This window comes from Bifidobacterium sp. N5G01 (assembly GCF_002742425.1).
In the GTDB taxonomy this organism is placed as follows: Bacteria; Actinomycetota; Actinomycetes; order Actinomycetales; family Bifidobacteriaceae; genus Bifidobacterium; species Bifidobacterium hominis.
This window is the reverse complement of sequence record NZ_NJNP01000001.1, coordinates 674,604-689,683: the sequence shown is the minus strand read 5'-3', so window position 1 is coordinate 689,683 and position 15,080 is coordinate 674,604. Positions and strand designations below refer to the sequence as shown.

At 55.8% G+C, this 15,080-nt stretch carries 12 protein-coding genes and 2 pseudogenes; 5 read left to right on the top strand and 9 right to left on the bottom strand.

Annotated features, from left to right (window positions below; translation table 11 throughout):
- Window positions 1-22 precede the first annotated feature (22 nt).
- The 4 genes from trmD to rpsP all read right to left on the bottom strand — a co-directional run bounded on the left by trmD (window position 23) and on the right by rpsP (window position 2,337).
- Window positions 23-952 carry a tRNA (guanosine(37)-N1)-methyltransferase TrmD gene (gene trmD, locus CE168_RS03045; protein ID WP_099571042.1) on the bottom strand — a complete coding sequence of 310 codons (930 nt, stop codon included), beginning with the start codon at window positions 950-952 and terminating at the stop codon, window positions 23-25.
- A 90-nt stretch (window positions 953-1,042) separates the two neighbouring features.
- A complete protein-coding gene (gene rimM / locus CE168_RS03040; protein WP_180753359.1) occupies window positions 1,043-1,630 on the bottom strand; it encodes a ribosome maturation factor RimM in 588 nt (195 codons plus the stop codon).
- A 21-nt stretch (window positions 1,631-1,651) separates the two neighbouring features.
- On the bottom strand, window positions 1,652-1,885 hold the full coding sequence (locus CE168_RS03035) for an RNA-binding protein (RefSeq protein WP_003811858.1): 234 nt from the start codon (window positions 1,883-1,885) through the stop codon (window positions 1,652-1,654).
- Window positions 1,886-1,887: 2 nt separating this feature from the next.
- Window positions 1,888-2,337, bottom strand: coding sequence for a 30S ribosomal protein S16 (rpsP, locus tag CE168_RS03030; RefSeq protein WP_033512586.1), 450 nt, complete (start codon window positions 2,335-2,337; stop codon window positions 1,888-1,890).
- Between the two features lie 428 nt (window positions 2,338-2,765).
- On the opposite strand from rpsP, the gene CE168_RS03025 reads away from it, so the two are divergent.
- Window positions 2,766-3,800: an endonuclease/exonuclease/phosphatase family protein gene (locus tag CE168_RS03025; protein ID WP_099571040.1), complete on the top strand. Its 1,035-nt coding sequence runs from the start codon at window positions 2,766-2,768 to the stop codon at window positions 3,798-3,800.
- 120 nt (window positions 3,801-3,920) lie between these two features.
- Here the strand turns inward: CE168_RS03025 and ffh are convergent, their stop codons facing one another.
- Window positions 3,921-5,567, bottom strand: coding sequence for a signal recognition particle protein (gene ffh / locus CE168_RS03020; RefSeq protein WP_099571039.1), 1,647 nt, complete (start codon window positions 5,565-5,567; stop codon window positions 3,921-3,923).
- Window positions 5,568-5,738: 171 nt separating this feature from the next.
- Window positions 5,739-7,382 carry a cysteine--tRNA ligase gene (cysS, locus tag CE168_RS03015; RefSeq protein WP_099571181.1) on the bottom strand — a complete coding sequence of 548 codons (1,644 nt, stop codon included), beginning with the start codon at window positions 7,380-7,382 and terminating at the stop codon, window positions 5,739-5,741.
- 114 nt (window positions 7,383-7,496) lie between these two features.
- Between cysS and CE168_RS03010 the strand changes: the two genes are divergently transcribed.
- The 4 genes and pseudogenes from CE168_RS03010 to CE168_RS02995 all read left to right on the top strand — a co-directional run bounded on the left by CE168_RS03010 (window position 7,497) and on the right by CE168_RS02995 (window position 11,260).
- Window positions 7,497-8,237 carry a type 1 glutamine amidotransferase gene (locus tag CE168_RS03010; protein WP_099571038.1) on the top strand — a complete coding sequence of 247 codons (741 nt, stop codon included), beginning with the start codon at window positions 7,497-7,499 and terminating at the stop codon, window positions 8,235-8,237.
- Window positions 8,238-8,343: 106 nt separating this feature from the next.
- Window positions 8,344-9,039 (top strand): annotated as a pseudogene (locus tag CE168_RS09305) (ATP-binding cassette domain-containing protein); the annotation flags it as partial.
- A 444-nt stretch (window positions 9,040-9,483) separates the two neighbouring features.
- A pseudogene (locus CE168_RS09300) lies at window positions 9,484-10,527 on the top strand (ATP-binding cassette domain-containing protein); the annotation flags it as partial.
- A gap of 193 nt (window positions 10,528-10,720) precedes the next feature.
- Window positions 10,721-11,260 (top strand): hypothetical protein, encoded by a 540-nt coding sequence (locus CE168_RS02995; protein WP_099571036.1) that lies wholly within the window; start codon window positions 10,721-10,723, stop codon window positions 11,258-11,260.
- Window positions 11,261-11,520: 260 nt separating this feature from the next.
- Here the strand turns inward: CE168_RS02995 and ilvN are convergent, their stop codons facing one another.
- The 3 genes from ilvN to rnc form a co-directional block, all read right to left on the bottom strand.
- Window positions 11,521-12,069, bottom strand: coding sequence for an acetolactate synthase small subunit (ilvN, locus tag CE168_RS02990; protein WP_099571035.1), 549 nt, complete (start codon window positions 12,067-12,069; stop codon window positions 11,521-11,523).
- A gap of 36 nt (window positions 12,070-12,105) precedes the next feature.
- Complete coding sequence (locus CE168_RS02985) at window positions 12,106-13,977, bottom strand: acetolactate synthase large subunit (protein ID WP_099571034.1); 1,872 nt, start codon at window positions 13,975-13,977, stop codon at window positions 12,106-12,108.
- A gap of 256 nt (window positions 13,978-14,233) precedes the next feature.
- Entirely contained in the window at window positions 14,234-15,049 is an 816-nt protein-coding gene (gene rnc, locus CE168_RS02975; protein WP_099571032.1) for a ribonuclease III, read from the bottom strand.
- Between the last annotated feature and the right edge of the window lie 31 nt (window positions 15,050-15,080).

Genomic DNA, 15,080 nt, shown 5'->3' with positions numbered 1-15,080 from the left:
GCGTAAAACAAACGTTTGAAAGCTAGCGTTTGCGCGGGTGAGCGGCGGAAACCTCCCAACCGAGCGCCATCAGCGTCTTGCGATCGGCTTTGTCGAGTTTGGTGCAATCCAGCGCTTCGATCAGATCCGGACGCAACTTGTCGGTTTTCTGGAGCGCCTCATCACGGCGGAAACGATCCACTTTCGCATGATTGCCGGAAAGCAACACGTCCGGAACCTTGATGCCACGCCATTCGGCAGGCTTCGTGTACTGGCGATGCTCCAACAGCGCGTTCTCGCCCGTATACGATTCCTCAACAATCGATTCTGCATTGCCCATAAAACCGGGCAGCAGTCGCGTAATTGCCTCCAACATGACCGAAACCGCGACTTCGCCGCCGTTCAACACATAATCGCCAATCGAATACTCGCGCACATCAATGCCTTGCGCACGGTAATACTGCGGAATACGCGCGTCATACCCCTCGTAACGACCGCAGCCGAACAGCAGATGATCGGCATGACTCAATTCCGTCGCATCCTGCTGTGTGAACAGTGGGGCGGAAGGATTCGGAAAAATCAACACAGGACCTGCGAAAGATTGTGCAATATTCGTTTTTTCGGAATCGTCGGATTTTGCGGGAACTGCAACAGTTGCAGAATTGCCAGAATCGCACGTATCGTAAGTATCGCAAGAAACTGCAGAATCCTCAATATTTTCCGTATTCTCAACTACCGCCGGCTCAAGCTGCAGCAGCTCGTCGAGGCACTCGCTCCACACTTCCGGCTTCATCACCATGCCTGCGCCACCGCCAACTGGAGTGTCATCGACGGAATGATGCACGTCGTGCGTCCAGTCGCGCAAATTATGGGCGGTCACTTCCACAAGACCTTTCGCCTGCGCTTTGCCGAGCAGACTGAGGTTCAGCACTTCGAAATATTCCGGGAAAACGGACACGATATCAATCTTCATAATGGTTCCAGAATACCGGTATGTCTGCCAAATAGCAGAAAACAAAAGGTGGGCATGGAAATCCAATGCCCACCTGATAAGTAATTGCGATCACAGTCCCGGAATAAGGCCTCCGGGCGGATCGAGGGTCAGATAACCCTCTTCAAGGTCGATGTCTGGCACGAGCTCGTCCACAAACGGCACGAGCGCGCTGTTCTCAACCACAACGCCGTCGGCATCCTTCACCGGATTGGCGAGACGAATCTTCAGCAGCCATTGGGCCACTTCTATCACGTCAACGACTTTGCCTACCACCATGCCCGGTTCAAGGCCAAGCATATTGTTTTCAGCCAGTCGCGCCTCAAGGCCAATAAGGTCTTTCGGATACCATTCGTCGGCTTCAAGCATGTCTTCCGGATCGTCCGCCTCGCCATACAGCACAATGCCGTTGGCCGCTTCGGACTGGTCGCGGTTGTCAATGCCTTCGAACTTGATGATCCAACGGTTTTTGAAGGTACGGGAGTGTTCTACCACGTACTCTTCTTCGCCGTCTTTCGTATACAACACAGCACCGGGAGCGAACCGGTATTCCGGTTCGTCCGTATAGATCTGCACGGTGACTTCGCCTTTGAGTCCCTGCGCACGCCCGATACGACAGACCCTCAGCAGCTCGGGCTGTTGAGGGTCGTCAGAATGCATATCACGCACCACGCTAGGATCTCACCTGCGCACGTCCATGATGTCGACGCGCACCTTGTGGTCGGCCAGTGCCTGTACCACGGTGCGAATCGCATTTGCCGTGCGTCCGCTGCGTCCGATGACGCGACCGATGTCTTCCGGGTTGACGCGCACGCGAATGAGTTCGCCACGCGCGTTCTCATGGGACTTCACTGAAACATCGTCGGGAAAATCGACGATGTTCTTAATCAGATGTTCCACAGCCTGGGCGAGCATGATCACTCAGCTTCCGCAGCCGGCTCTTCAGCCGGAGCTTCCTCGGTAGCGGCGGCTTCGGCTTCAGCCTTGGCCTTGGCTTCAGCTTCGGACTTTGCAGCCTTCAGCTTCTGAGCCTGGGACTCAACGGCCTCAACGCGAGCGGCGGCATCCGGGCCGGCCTCAACGGTCTTCAGGGTGCCTTCAGCGCCTTCAAGGCCCTTGAACTTCTGCCAGTCGCCGGTGATCTTCAGCAGGTTCAGCACCTGTTCGGTCGGCTGGGCGCCGACGCCGAGCCAGTACTGAGCACGCTCGGAATCGATGACGATGGTCGAAGGCTGGGTGTTCGGGTTGTAGGTACCGATCTCTTCGATGGCGCGGCCATCACGCTTGGTACGGGAATCCATGATCACCACGCGGTAGAACGCGTAGAACTTCTTACCCATGCGCTTCAGACGAATCTTGGTTGCCAAAATGGCTCTCCTTGTATAACTAGGGGTGTGCGTTTCGTTTTCTGTGTGGGGCACGGAATCCGAAACCCACGTGTTCCTCACGTCACGCGATAGTTAGAGGGCCTCGCGCGCGCGAATAACTTGACGATTATAACCGTGGGGTACGGACGGATGGGTCTTAGAATGTTTTCCGCTCTACGCGACTTTCCGAATCCATGCAAAACTGGGAAGTCGTTTGTCTGATTCTGTGGAAACGGTCAATTATGCGGCGAATATGATGCTTTGAATGACCGAATCGGCAGAATCGGACATTTGCTGGCATTCGTGAGATGTTTGCGTGGGTCTACATGGCGGAATCGTCGGAATCAGGCAGGCTGGCTACACTTGGAGGTTCCGAGTTTGCGTATGTCCGTTCGGAGTGAACGGTTTGCATAGGGGGAGTTGCCTGAATGATTATCGCGCTTTGGATTGCGTTGATTATTTGTGTTGTATGGATTGCGCTTGGCGAGATGCCGGCTGGTTGGGATGGGCGTTTGCCGTTGCCGTATTTGATTGCGTTGATTCCGTTGCTGTGGATTCCGACGCTTGTGATTGCCGTCGCCGGTTTCGCGTTGCATGAGCCGGCTCTCGGGGGAGTTGCTGTGGTGGTCTGTCTTGCGTCGCTGCTGCGTAAAATCGCATATTGGATGGAGAATCTCAATTCTCCCAATACTGCGCAGAGGGTCGCCGAAAAACTTGCAAAAAAGCGTGAAACATCTCGTGAAACAGGCGATGAAGCTGTTGCAAAATCCGCGAAACATGGCCGTTTCCGTGTGATGACACTTAACTGCAGATTCGGTCGCGCCAACGCTGCGGCAATCGTCAGTGCGGTCAAAAAACATGATATTGCAGTACTTGCATTGCAGGAATTGACGGACGATCTGGTTGCGCAATTGGACGCTTCGGGATTGTCTGATTTGCTTCCGTACCGTCAATTGGGGGAGAACAAGGAAACGGATAATGGCGGATTCAATGGTGTGTGGATTCGCATTGAACCAAGCGACATGTCTCCGGTCACTGCGGTGATTCCCGCGGCCGATGTGCCGGGTGTGTGCTTCCCGATCGATTCGATGCGTGGCATCACGTTTGTTTCGGCGCATCCGAAGTCTCCGATGCGCGGATGCAAGGAATGGTCCGCCGGCATCATCGGTTTGGGGGAATTGGCGACCACTCAGAAGCAGGGCGACATCACTGTTGTGTTGGGTGATTTGAACTCCGGTACCGATCATCCAAGCTTCCGCAAGCTGCTGAATGCGGGATTCAAGGATGCTGCCTTGTGCGAGGCGAAGGGCCGTCATCCCACGTTCCCATCATGGCTGCCATGGCCGCGCATCATTCTCGACCATGTGCTTTTCACCAAGGGATTGGACGCTTCCGACGTGAGTTCGTTCTGCGTTGAAGGCAGCGATCATCTTGCACTTGTTGCCACGCTGACGTTGAAGTAGTTGATGACGATTATGCGGTAGTCGATTCAGTTGAAAATAACTGATTGGATACGCAAAAGGGGATGTGATTCGTATTGAATCACATCCCCTTTTTACGTTTCTGTTTTCGCGTTGCTTGCTTTAGTGCAGCAAGCCTGACAGTCCGCCACCAAAGTTCGGCGGTAGCTCACCGGCATCGCCCATCATGTCTTGCAATCCGGCAGGAAGTGCAGGATTCTGCGGCTTCTTGGCAAAAGCGGAACCGCCGGAAGACTTACCGTCGGAGCTCTTGCCAGCAAGCTTGTTGCGCAATGCCTTCTCTTCGGCCTCGCGCTTCATTGGATTTCCGGACTTGCTTTTCTTCTTGCCCTTCTTGCCTTTGCCCTTACCTTTGCCGCCGCCCATGGCAGGGCCGCCAAAGCCAGGCATGCCAACGCCAGCCTTGTTGCTCATACGCTTCATCATCTTCGCAGCCTGCTCGAAACGCTGCAACAGCGCGTTCACCTGCGAAACGGTCACGCCGGAACCGTAAGCAATACGAGCGCGACGAGAACCGTCAATAATCGAAGGGTCACGACGTTCCGCAGGAGTCATCGAACGAATAATGGCCTCAGTACGATCGATTTCCTTCTCATCGAACTGTTCAAGTTCCTTACGATGCGCAGCCATACCCGGAATCATGCCAAGCAGATTCTTCATCGGACCAAGCTTGCGCACCTGCTGCAGCTGATCGAGGAAATCATCCAAACCAAAGGAACCATCGGAAATCTTGACAGCGGCCTTACGAGCCTCTTCCTCATCGAACTGCTTCTGCGCCTGCTCGATCAGGGTAAGAATATCGCCCATATCGAGAATACGGGAAGCCATACGATCCGGGTGGAAAACCTCGAAATCCTTCAGACCTTCGCCAGTGGAAGCGAACAGAATCGGCTTGCCGGTAACGGAGGCGACCGAAAGCGCGGCACCGCCACGGGCATCGCCATCAAGCTTCGAAAGCACCACGCCGGTGAAGTCCACGCCCTCATCGAACGCCTTCGCCGTCTGTACGGCATCCTGACCGATCATCGCGTCGATTACGAACAGGATTTCGTTCGGCTGCACGGCATCGCGAATATCGCGAGCCTGCTTCATCAGCTCTTCGTCAACGCCGAGACGGCCTGCGGTATCGATGATGACCGTGTCGTACAGCTTCTGCTTGGCCAACGCAACAGCGTCACGCGCCACCTTCACCGGATCGCCGGTAGTCAGACCCGGGGAAGCGACGGCTTCGCCACCGTCGGACTGCACACCCTTTTCCGGAGCGTACACGGGCACGCCTGCACGTTCGCCAACCACCTGCAGCTGCGTCACTGCGTTCGGACGCTGCAAATCGGCTGCGACCAACAGCGGAGTATGGCCGGAATCCTTCAACCAGTAGCCGAGTTTGCCTGCGAGGGTGGTTTTACCAGCACCCTGAAGACCGGCGAGCATGATGATGGTCGGCGGATTCTTGGCAAAATTCAGCGGGCGGTCAACGCCAGCGCCAAGCACGGCCGTCAACTCTTCGTTGACGATCTTCACGACCTGCTGGGCCGGATTCAGTGCCTGGGAAACCTCGGTGCCGAGCGCACGCTCGCGGATTCGGCCGGTGAAGGAACGCACCACGTCGAGCGCCACATCGGCGTCGAGCAGCGCACGGCGGATTTCGCGGATCGTACCGTCGATATCAGCCTCGGAAAGCTTGCCTTTGCTCTTCAAATGCTTGAACGCAGTCGAGAGCCTATCTGTCAAAGAACTAAATGCTGCCATAATGTTCCTCAGTCTAGCCGTCCCGCGGGAAATTTCGCATTCTAATTAATGGTGTTGATGATGTTCAGTTGATATTCGGTGAGATGCTTGATGTTATTTGCATGAGAAATGAAAATCCCGTCTCTTCCAATAGAAGAAGACGGGATTATCGCCCATTGATGATGCAGCGGATTATTTGAGGGTCCAGGTAGGACCCTGGGGGGTGTCTTCGATGGTGATTCCGGCGGCGCCCAAGGCGTCACGGATGGCGTCGGCGCGGGCGAAATCCTTGGCCTTGCGGGCTTCGGCACGTTCTTCCAACTGTTCGGAAACCAAGCGGTCAAGCGCGGCGTGCTCAGCGGAATCGGCACCAGCTCCGGCAGTGCCGCCGGCCGCACCCTCGCTTACCCACGGTTCCGCCAACGGATCCAGACCAAGCGTATCGAGCATCGCACGCACATTCACCAAAACAGTACGCACTTCACCTTTCGCAATATCCGAATCAACACGATCGGCAAGCTTCGAAAGCAACGTGTTACCGAAACGAATCGCAGTGAAAATCGCAGCGGAAGCGCCGGAAACATTAATATCGTCATTCAGCGCGGCAACGAAATCAGCCGGCAGATCATCGGCGGAAATCGAAACGATCTCCTCACGAGACGGCTGCTCGCCAACAGCGGCACCGGCACGTTCGATGAAATTCGACACACGATCGTACGCGGACTGCGCTTCGGCCAACGTTTGATCCGACCATTCCAGCATGGAACGATACTGTACGGAACCAAGCGCATAACGCACCACCCAAGCGGAATTTTGAGTCAAAACCGCAGGAACGGACAAGCCGTTGCCCAGCGACTTCGACATCTTCTCACCCTTGGCTGTAACCCACGCGGAATGCATCCAGCGAGCTGCCGAATCGTAGCCGGCAGCGCGAGTCTGCGCCATTTCGTTCTCATGGTGCGGGAAACGCAAATCCAGTCCGCCGCCATGAATGTCGAACATATCCTTCAAATAACGGTGGCTCATCGCCGAGCATTCAATATGCCAACCCGGGCGACCCGTGCCGAACGGAGTGTTCCAACGCGCGTCAAGCGGATCGGAATCCTTCGGAGCCTTCCACAATGCGAAATCACGTGGATCATGCTTGTCTTCCGACATGTCCGCAGGATCCACCGGATTGTACTTGTCGTTGCCCGCATTGTCGACAGACGGACCCATGGCATCGGCCACCTCGGAAGCAGCATCAGCCACAGCGGTCTGCTTCTGATGCGTCAACTCGCCATAGTGCGGCCAGCTGGCAACGTCGAAATACACGTTGCCGGTAGGATTGCCGTTCTCGTCAGTCACCACGTAGCCGTGGCCATTGTCGATGATCTGCTTGATCAGATCGATCATGTCGATCATGTGGCCGGTCGCACGCGGCTCATACGTAGGCGGCTCAACACCCAACGTGTTGTAAGCCTCGGTGAACTCGCGCTCGTAGATGTACGCACGTTCCCACCACTGCTGGCCGGCGGCCGAAGCCTTATCGAGAATCTTGTCGTCGATATCGGTGACATTGCGCACGAACGTGACCTTGTAGCCCAAACGCTCGAACCAGCGGCGCACCACGTCAAACGCGACAGCCGCACGAATATGGCCGATATGCGGCGAGCTTTGCACGGTGGCGCCACACACGTACATGCCGACCTGACCGGGCTTGATCGGCTTGAAATTCGACACGGCGTGCGATGCGGTGTCGTACAGCTTCAGATCGGCAGCGGCGCTCGCCACTGCGTCAACTGCGGTTGCGACGCTAGAAATGTTGATATTCTGCGGTTCTTGCGTGTTCGTCATAACCACGAGAGTATTGCCAGAATCGGACATGCATGCGAGATGAAAATGAACGGCAAAACGGTTTTTGTTGGATTTGTGAACATCGTTTACGTAGGTGATGCAACAATAGAATGTATGACGCAATCGCAGGTGCTGATTTTGCAACACGTTCCGTGGGAGAGACCGGGACGCATTTTAGACAGTTTGGATGATTTGGGACTGCAGTATCAAATCATCAATGTCGCCAAGCAGAAGAAACCGGATTTGCCTGATTTTGGCGAGGTTTCCGGCGTGGTGATTATGGGCGGCCCGATGGGTGCGCTCGACTACGACAAGTATCCGGGATTAAAGGCCGAGGCCAAGCTTGCGCGGGCTGCAGTCAGTGTGGGCAAGCCGGTGTTGGGCGTGTGCCTGGGACATCAGATTATCGCCACCGCGCTGGGGGCGAAGCTCAAGTCGGGAGAGGCGCCGGAAATCGGTTTTGCGCCGATCAAACGCATTGACAAGCATGATTATTTTTCCATGTGGAACAAAACCGTGGACGTGCTGCACTGGCATAACGATGTGGTGACGCTGCCGGAGGGCGCGCAACCATTGGCGCGATCCGAGAAGACTAAGGTGCAGGCGTTCCGTTTTGGTTCCGCTCTGGGCATGCAGTTCCACTTGGAGGTTACCCCTACCTTGTTGGAGGAGTGGCTTGACGAATCAAGCATGGTCAAGGATTTGAAGGCTACCGGTGGGTCGAAATCGCAGTTGCGGGAGGCGTTTGCCGAATATAATCCGCAATTGCAGCCGCTCGCGGATCAGGTGTTTTCAAGTTTTGCCGCCCGTTGCAATTCGTATGGGCAGGGTTTGGCTCAGGCGCAGCAAGGCTGATTGCCGAGTTGCGTGCGGTTCCGATCGCTGCGTAGCACTGGCGGCGATTCGCAAGTTGCGGCATTGACTGTAAGTTTGGGAGATGTTCCCGCTACATTGGTGACTTATGCCGACTTATGATTTGGGACTTGAACACGTTTCGCTTGCTTTTGCGACCAAGAATATTTTCAACGATGTAACGCAGGGTGTTTTTGAAGGCGACCGCATCGGCATCGTCGGTAAGAACGGCGACGGCAAATCCACGTTGCTGCATTTGTTCAAAGGCACGCAGGAGCCGGATTCCGGCCGTGTGACCATTCGCGGCGGGCTTACGTTCGGCATGCTCGACCAGCGTGATCCGCTCGACGACAATGCCACCGTGCGCGAAGCTGCGCTCGAAGGCCGTGAAGACTACGAATGGGCCGCGGAAACCAAGTCGCGCGAAATCGTCGAAGCATTGCTTGGCGGCATCAGCTTGGAAGCGAAAATCGGTTCGCTTTCCGGCGGTCAGCGTCGCCGCGCCGATTTGGCACGCCTGCTGCTCAAGGATTGGGATATTCTCGCGCTCGACGAGCCCACGAACCATTTGGACGTGGTGACCATTCACTGGTTGGCGGAACATTTGAAAAACCGCTGGTCGGCCGGATCCGGCGCACTGCTGCTCGTCACCCACGATCGTTGGTTCCTCGACGAAGTGTGCGAATCCATGTGGGAGGTGCACGATGGCGAAATTGAGCCGTTCGAAGGCGGCTATTCCGCATACATGCTGCAGCGTGTGGAGCGTGATCGCCAAGCCGACGTGCGTGAAACGAAGCGTCGCAATCTGGCTCGTAAGGAACTTGCCTGGCTTACCCGCGGCGCCCGCGCCCGTTCCACCAAGCAGAAATTCCATGTGAAGGCCGCGCGTGAGCTCATCGCCGATGTGCCTCCGGTGCGCAATACGCTGGAATTGAAGCAAATGGCCACATCCCGCTTGGGCAAGCAGGTGGTTGACCTGATTGACGTGACGCAGATTTTCGAACATGTGCAAGGCGAGGCTGATATCGATCCTGATGTTGCCGAAATGGAAGCGTCGGCATCACGCGTCGATGTGGTGCCGGCCATGTATGCCGAGCCGCAAGTGCATGGTTCCGTGGAAGTTGCCGTCGATGATCTGACTGATCCGCGATTGGTGGATGCCGGTGTTGCGGCGGCGCAAGTTGCTGCAGCTGCGAAAGAATCGCAAGAAATTCAGGGATCACAAGAAAATAACACTGATGATTCTGCAGAAGAAATTACTTCTGCAGCGCAAAAAATTACTGTTACCGGTCGTAAGATTCTTGACGACGTGACATGGCTGATCGGGCCTGGCGATCGTTTTGGCATTGTCGGCGCGAACGGTGCCGGAAAATCGACGTTATTGAAGATTCTTGACGGCACGATCACCCCTACTGTAGGTCATGTGAATATCGGCAAAACCGTGAAATTCGCGGTGCTTTCGCAGCGTCTCGACGAGTTGGAGAAGCTCGGTAAATACAAGATCAAGGAAGTGCTGAGCCGTTATAAGCCGAGCTATATCGTTGATGGTAAGGAAACGACGCCGGGGCAGATGATGGAGCGTCTCGGATTCGAGTCGGCGCAGCTGATGACGCCGATCAAAGACCTATCAGGTGGTCAGAAGCGCCGTATGCAGCTGCTGCTGATTTTGCTGGACGAGCCGAATGTGCTCATCATGGATGAGCCCGGCAACGATCTCGACACCGACATGCTTGCAGTTATGGAAGATCTGCTCGATACGTGGCCGGGCACGCTGATCGTGGTTTCGCACGACCGTTACCTGCTGGAACGCGTGACCGACCAACAGTTCGCGTTGATCGGCGGCAAAGTGCGTCACCTGCCCGGTGGCGTGCAGGATTATCTGGACATGACTGAGGCAATCAAGAACGGCAAGGATCCGTTTGCGGGCGAAAAGGCAGGTGCCGGCAAAGGCAAGAAGAGCGGTTCCGCTGGGGCTGGTGTTGCCGGTTCCACAACCGAAGGCACCGCAGGTAACTCCGCAAGTGGGTCTGCAACTGCTGAAGCATCTTCTGCGCCTTCTACGCCGAAGCTTTCCGGCAAGGCCTTCCATGAAGCCTCCAAGCGCGTATCGGCAATCGAGCGTAAACTCGCCAAACTCGAAGAGCAGAAAGCCGATCTTGAACAGCAAATGGCTGCGCACGACCCCAGTGACTACGAGGGCTTAGGCAAGCTCAACGAACAGCTTCAAGCCGTCACCGACGAGTCCGAAGAACTCGAACTCGAATGGATGGAGCTTTCCGAACAGCTCGAGTAGCATTCGTATCGTCTGCGCCAATTACCGGATCGGGTGTGCATATTGTGGCGGCGGCGCAGCTTCTCCAGCGTTTCCGGTGAATGTTGGCCATTCGTGCGACAGCGATGCGTGGCATTCCATGTGCCAATGTCATATTCTTGTTATTGCAGGAGACCTTAGCTGTTCTTGTCGGAGAGACCGATGGAGGTGCCTTATGAATCAAGTGATGCGAAGAAGTGCCTGTTGCTTGTTGTCCACCTTGTTGTTGTGGTCATGCGTTGGTTGCACGAAAGCTGCACATGAAAGTTCTGGTGATGGCTCCGTACAGAGCAGCAGCGAGAATGATGATGCCGCAAAACAGGCATATAAAGCATTTACTGTGGACGCTCTTGACCGCGTTGCCGTCGATGACCTTAATGATTCGGAAGAACTGGTTCTAGTAAACAAGTTGGGTGCGAAATCCGTGCATGGCGATGATGCTATTTCGTTTGCAAAAACAGTTGATGACAGCAATATGTATTATGTCATCTCCATGTGTAAGCAGAAGGAACAAGCTCCTTATTCGTTTGTTCTCTACAAAGATGGACAGCCACACACCCTAACCACTAGGGAGGGCTGTACACCTAACGGAATAGAAACGATCTCTCTTCCGGCGAGGAATTTCCCAGATGCCACCTCATTGTCCATTATCAATATCGGCAATACGGATCTTGTTGTTTCCGTATATGAAGTAAAGGAGCACCATCATGAATAAAAGGAAAAAGCAATTGCAGCAATTACCGGTGTTATATTAGCTGGCTCTCTGGCGTTCCTCTCGGCTCCTGCGCAAGCGGTGCAAAATACTGGCATTGCGCCTACTTCTTGTCCGGAAATCGGCCATCACCAGTCTGTTTCTAACAAAAGTCGTATATTCAGCGTTTTCCAACCAGTAGGGGTGTGGATTCTTGTGTTTTCAAACAAAAAGGGCTTTCCCGGGGGAGGGGAAAGCCCTTGGAAGTGGAGTGATGAGGCAATTTAGCGGCCGGTGATTTCGGAACCGATCACCTTTTCGCTCAGCGCCTTCGGACCTCGCGTCACGGCGACCGCACCGGAACGAACCAGCTCGATAACGCCGTAATGCTCCAAAAGCCCCAGCAGTGCGTCGATCTTGCCTTCGGCACCGGTGGCCTCGATGGTCAACGACTCCGGATTCACATCGACCACGCGCACGCGGAACAGACGAACGATCTCAAGCACGTCGGAACGGTTGGATTCGTCGGCAGCCACCTTGATAAGCACCAGTTCGCGCTCCACAGTGGTGTCCGGATCCAAATCCACGATTTTCAACACGTGCAGCAGCTTGTTAAGCTGCTTGATGATCTGCTCAAGCGGCACCTCATCCACTTCGGCGGTGACGGTGACGCGGGAAATGTCAGGGCGCTCGGTGGGGGAGACGGACAGCGAGTTGATGTTGAACGCACGACGGGCAAACAGGCCAGCGATACGCGCCAGCACGCCCGGACGATTCTCTACGAGCACAGAAAGCGTATGGCGCTTGGAACCCGGCTGAGATGCAGGATACATTGGTAGACCCTTCCTTACTACTTACCCGATACTCGTTTACTCGTTGTCGGCAACAGCATTCGGACGCTGCAGCGGCTTGATTCCGGGCATATACGTGACATTGTCGTTGGAATCGCCAGCTGCGACCATCGGCCACACCATGGCGTCCTTCCATACGCGGAAGTCGATAAGCACCGGACGATCGTTGATTTCGTTGGCTTTCTTGATCGCTTCGACGGCTTCTTCTTCCGTGAACGCACGCATGCCGACGCAACCATATGCTTCGGCAAGCTTCACGAAATCAGGAACATCCACGATTTCCGGCGCATTCTCGCCATCCATCAGATTGGTGGCGGAATAATGCTCGCCGTAGAACAGGGTCTGCCACTGGCGAACCATGCCATATACGGAATTGTTCAGCAGCGCGATCTTGACCGGCGTGCGGTCGTGGAATGCGGCTGCCAGCTCTTCAGACGTCATCTGGAAGGAACCGTCGCCGTCGATCAGCCACACCGGCTTTTCGCCCTCATGGAAACGTTCGGAACCGACACGAGCGCCGATGGCGGCCGGCAGTCCGTAGCCCATGGTGCCAAGGCCGCCGGAGCTCAGCCAAGAATGCGGTTTCTCGAAATCGATGAGCTGCGTGGCCCACATCTGATGCTGGCCCACACCGGTAACCCAAATCGTGTCAGGATCAGCCAGGTCGGAAAGCTGCTTGATGACCCACTGCGGGGCGAGTGAACCATCGGTCGGCTCGTCCCACTTGATCGGGTACTTTTCACGCCAATCATTGATGATTTCCCACCAATGCGAAGTGTCAGGCTTGCCATGCACAGCCTGTTCGCGCTTGATTTCTGGAATGAGATCCTTCAGCACGGTTGCCACATCGCCAACAATCGGCACGTCCGGCTGACGGTTCTTGCCGATTTCCGCCGGATCGATATCAATGTGAATCACACGTGCACCCGGAGCGAAAGCGTCAAGCTTGCCGGTCACACGATCGTCGAAACGAGCGCCGATCGCAACAAGCAGATCGCAACGCTGCACGGCGCCGGTAGCGGCAATCGTGCCATGCATGCCAAGCATGCCGAGCACCTGCGGATCGGAATCAGGCACAACACCGCGTGCGGGCAGCGTAGTGACAATCGGAGCGTTCGTGACTTCCGCCAGTTCCTGCACGAACTTGCCGGCATCGGAACGTGCCGCACCGCCGCCCACATACAGCACTGGACGGTACGACTGCTCGAACAGCTTCGCAGCGTCGGAAAGCACACGGCCGTGCGCTTTCGTAGTGGGGTTGTAGCCGGGCAGAATCATGCGCTGCGGCCACGAATAGTACATATCGCCGGTCTGCGCGGTCTTGGTGACGTCAACCACCACCGGGCCGGGGCGGCCGGAACGTGCCACATAGTGCGCTTCAGCCAGCACGCGTGGAATATCCTGCGCACGCGTGACCAGATAGGAATGCTTGACCACCGGGTAGGTTGCGCCGACGATATCGGCTTCCTGGAAAGCGTCGGTACCAATGGCGTTCACGCCGACCTGGCCGGTGATGACCACCATCGGCACGGAATCCATGTTCGCGTCAGCGATCGGGGTGATCATGTTCGTGGCGCCCGGGCCGGACGTGACGATGCACACGCCGACCTGGCCGGTCGATACGGCATAGCCTTCAGCCGCGTGGCCTGCGGCCTGTTCGTGGCGCATCAGCACAAAACGGAAACCGGTCTCATCATTGATCGCATCGTAAACCGGCAGAATCGCACCGCCTGGAACGCCGAAAACATCCTTGACGCCCAGATCTTCCAGCGAACGTACCAGCGCTTCGGCGCCGGTCATCTTCTCGCCGTCAACAATGGTCTGCTTTTCAGTGGTTGCGGCTGCTTTGGGCATGCCGCTGAATGCCTGCAGAGGCGTAGGTAACACCATGTTCCCTCTCATGTTCGTTCGTGGAACTCTCTTACAGGGGTATGCTTCCGCGTTTCGGTGCACGCAATCAGCCGAACCCCATCATCGGAAAGCGGCGCAATCGCTTGTGGCGACTTGCGAATCGCAATCCTTCGCTAATAATCAGTCTATGCTATCGGCTGACAGGAGAATATGCCGGATTCGTGCCATATTCTGGCGCTTTGCGTTCCACGGTGGTATGAGAGGGTGGATTCGTAGCTGTTTTGTCCGCTTGCGACTACTTATTGTCGTTGCTGTCGTTGCCGTTGTTGCCGTGCTTGTGATGATGTTTGCGATGCTTACGGACGTTTTGTGCTTCAGACTTGCGATTATCCAGCGCCTTCCAACCTTCTTCAGCTGCGGCGAGTTGCGCCTTGCGTTTGCTGGTGCCTGTGCCGGTGCTGATGATTTCGTCGCTTTCGCCCAGCATGACGTTCGCGGTGAACACTTGCGCATATTCCGGACCGGAAACCGACATCTGGTAGCGCGGCTCGCCGAAGCCCATTCCATGCGCTTTGACGGTAAGCGAGGTTTTCCAATCGAGGGCAGGGCCTTCCGTGGCGACTTCCGCAAGCGTTTCGTCAACAAGATGATGCACAACGCGACGTGCCTCGTCAATGCCGTGCTGAATGAACGTTGCACCGATCAACGATTCGACGATATCGCACAAAATCGAGCTTTTATCGGCGCCGCCCTGATCGCTTTCGCCATGACCGAGCAGAATGTACGGGCCCGCATGTAGCTTTTCGCGGGCGATTTTGCTTAGGGATTCCTCGGAAACGGCTTTCGCTCGCATTTTCGCAAGCTGACCCTCGTTCATGTCGGGGTGCGCCTTGTAGAGGGTTTCCGTGGAAACGAGCTCAAGCACGGCATCACCGAGGAATTCCAAACGTTCGTAGTTTTTCGCGCCAGGATTCTCATGCGAGAAGGAGCGGTGGGTGAGCGCTTCGACCAGCAGGTCGGGTTCGAGCGTGGTGCCAAGCGCCTCAAGCAGCGCGTTGGCGGTCACCTCGCCTTCGGAAACGGCTGATGCGTCGATGTTGTTCTTGGTCATATTCGTCCTCGGTTTCGTAGTGGGTATGGGG

What these genes read in the sequence shown, in the direction of transcription:
- ffh (WP_099571039.1), bottom strand. Translation starts at nt 5,567, where the DNA reads ATGGCAGCATTTAGTTCTTTGACAGATAGGCTCTCGACTGCGTTCAAG.
- CE168_RS03035 (WP_003811858.1), bottom strand. Translation starts at nt 1,885, where the DNA reads ATGCTCGCCCAGGCTGTGGAACATCTGATTAAGAACATCGTCGATTTT.
- CE168_RS03010 (WP_099571038.1), top strand. Translation starts at nt 7,497, where the DNA reads ATGACGCAATCGCAGGTGCTGATTTTGCAACACGTTCCGTGGGAGAGA.
- CE168_RS03025 (WP_099571040.1), top strand. Translation starts at nt 2,766, where the DNA reads ATGATTATCGCGCTTTGGATTGCGTTGATTATTTGTGTTGTATGGATT.
- CE168_RS02995 (WP_099571036.1), top strand. Translation starts at nt 10,721, where the DNA reads ATGAATCAAGTGATGCGAAGAAGTGCCTGTTGCTTGTTGTCCACCTTG.
- trmD (WP_099571042.1), bottom strand. Translation starts at nt 952, where the DNA reads ATGAAGATTGATATCGTGTCCGTTTTCCCGGAATATTTCGAAGTGCTG.
- rimM (WP_180753359.1), bottom strand. Translation starts at nt 1,630, where the DNA reads ATGCATTCTGACGACCCTCAACAGCCCGAGCTGCTGAGGGTCTGTCGT.
- rnc (WP_099571032.1), bottom strand. Translation starts at nt 15,049, where the DNA reads ATGACCAAGAACAACATCGACGCATCAGCCGTTTCCGAAGGCGAGGTG.
- CE168_RS02985 (WP_099571034.1), bottom strand. Translation starts at nt 13,977, where the DNA reads ATGGTGTTACCTACGCCTCTGCAGGCATTCAGCGGCATGCCCAAAGCA.
- cysS (WP_099571181.1), bottom strand. Translation starts at nt 7,382, where the DNA reads ATGACGAACACGCAAGAACCGCAGAATATCAACATTTCTAGCGTCGCA.
- ilvN (WP_099571035.1), bottom strand. Translation starts at nt 12,069, where the DNA reads ATGTATCCTGCATCTCAGCCGGGTTCCAAGCGCCATACGCTTTCTGTG.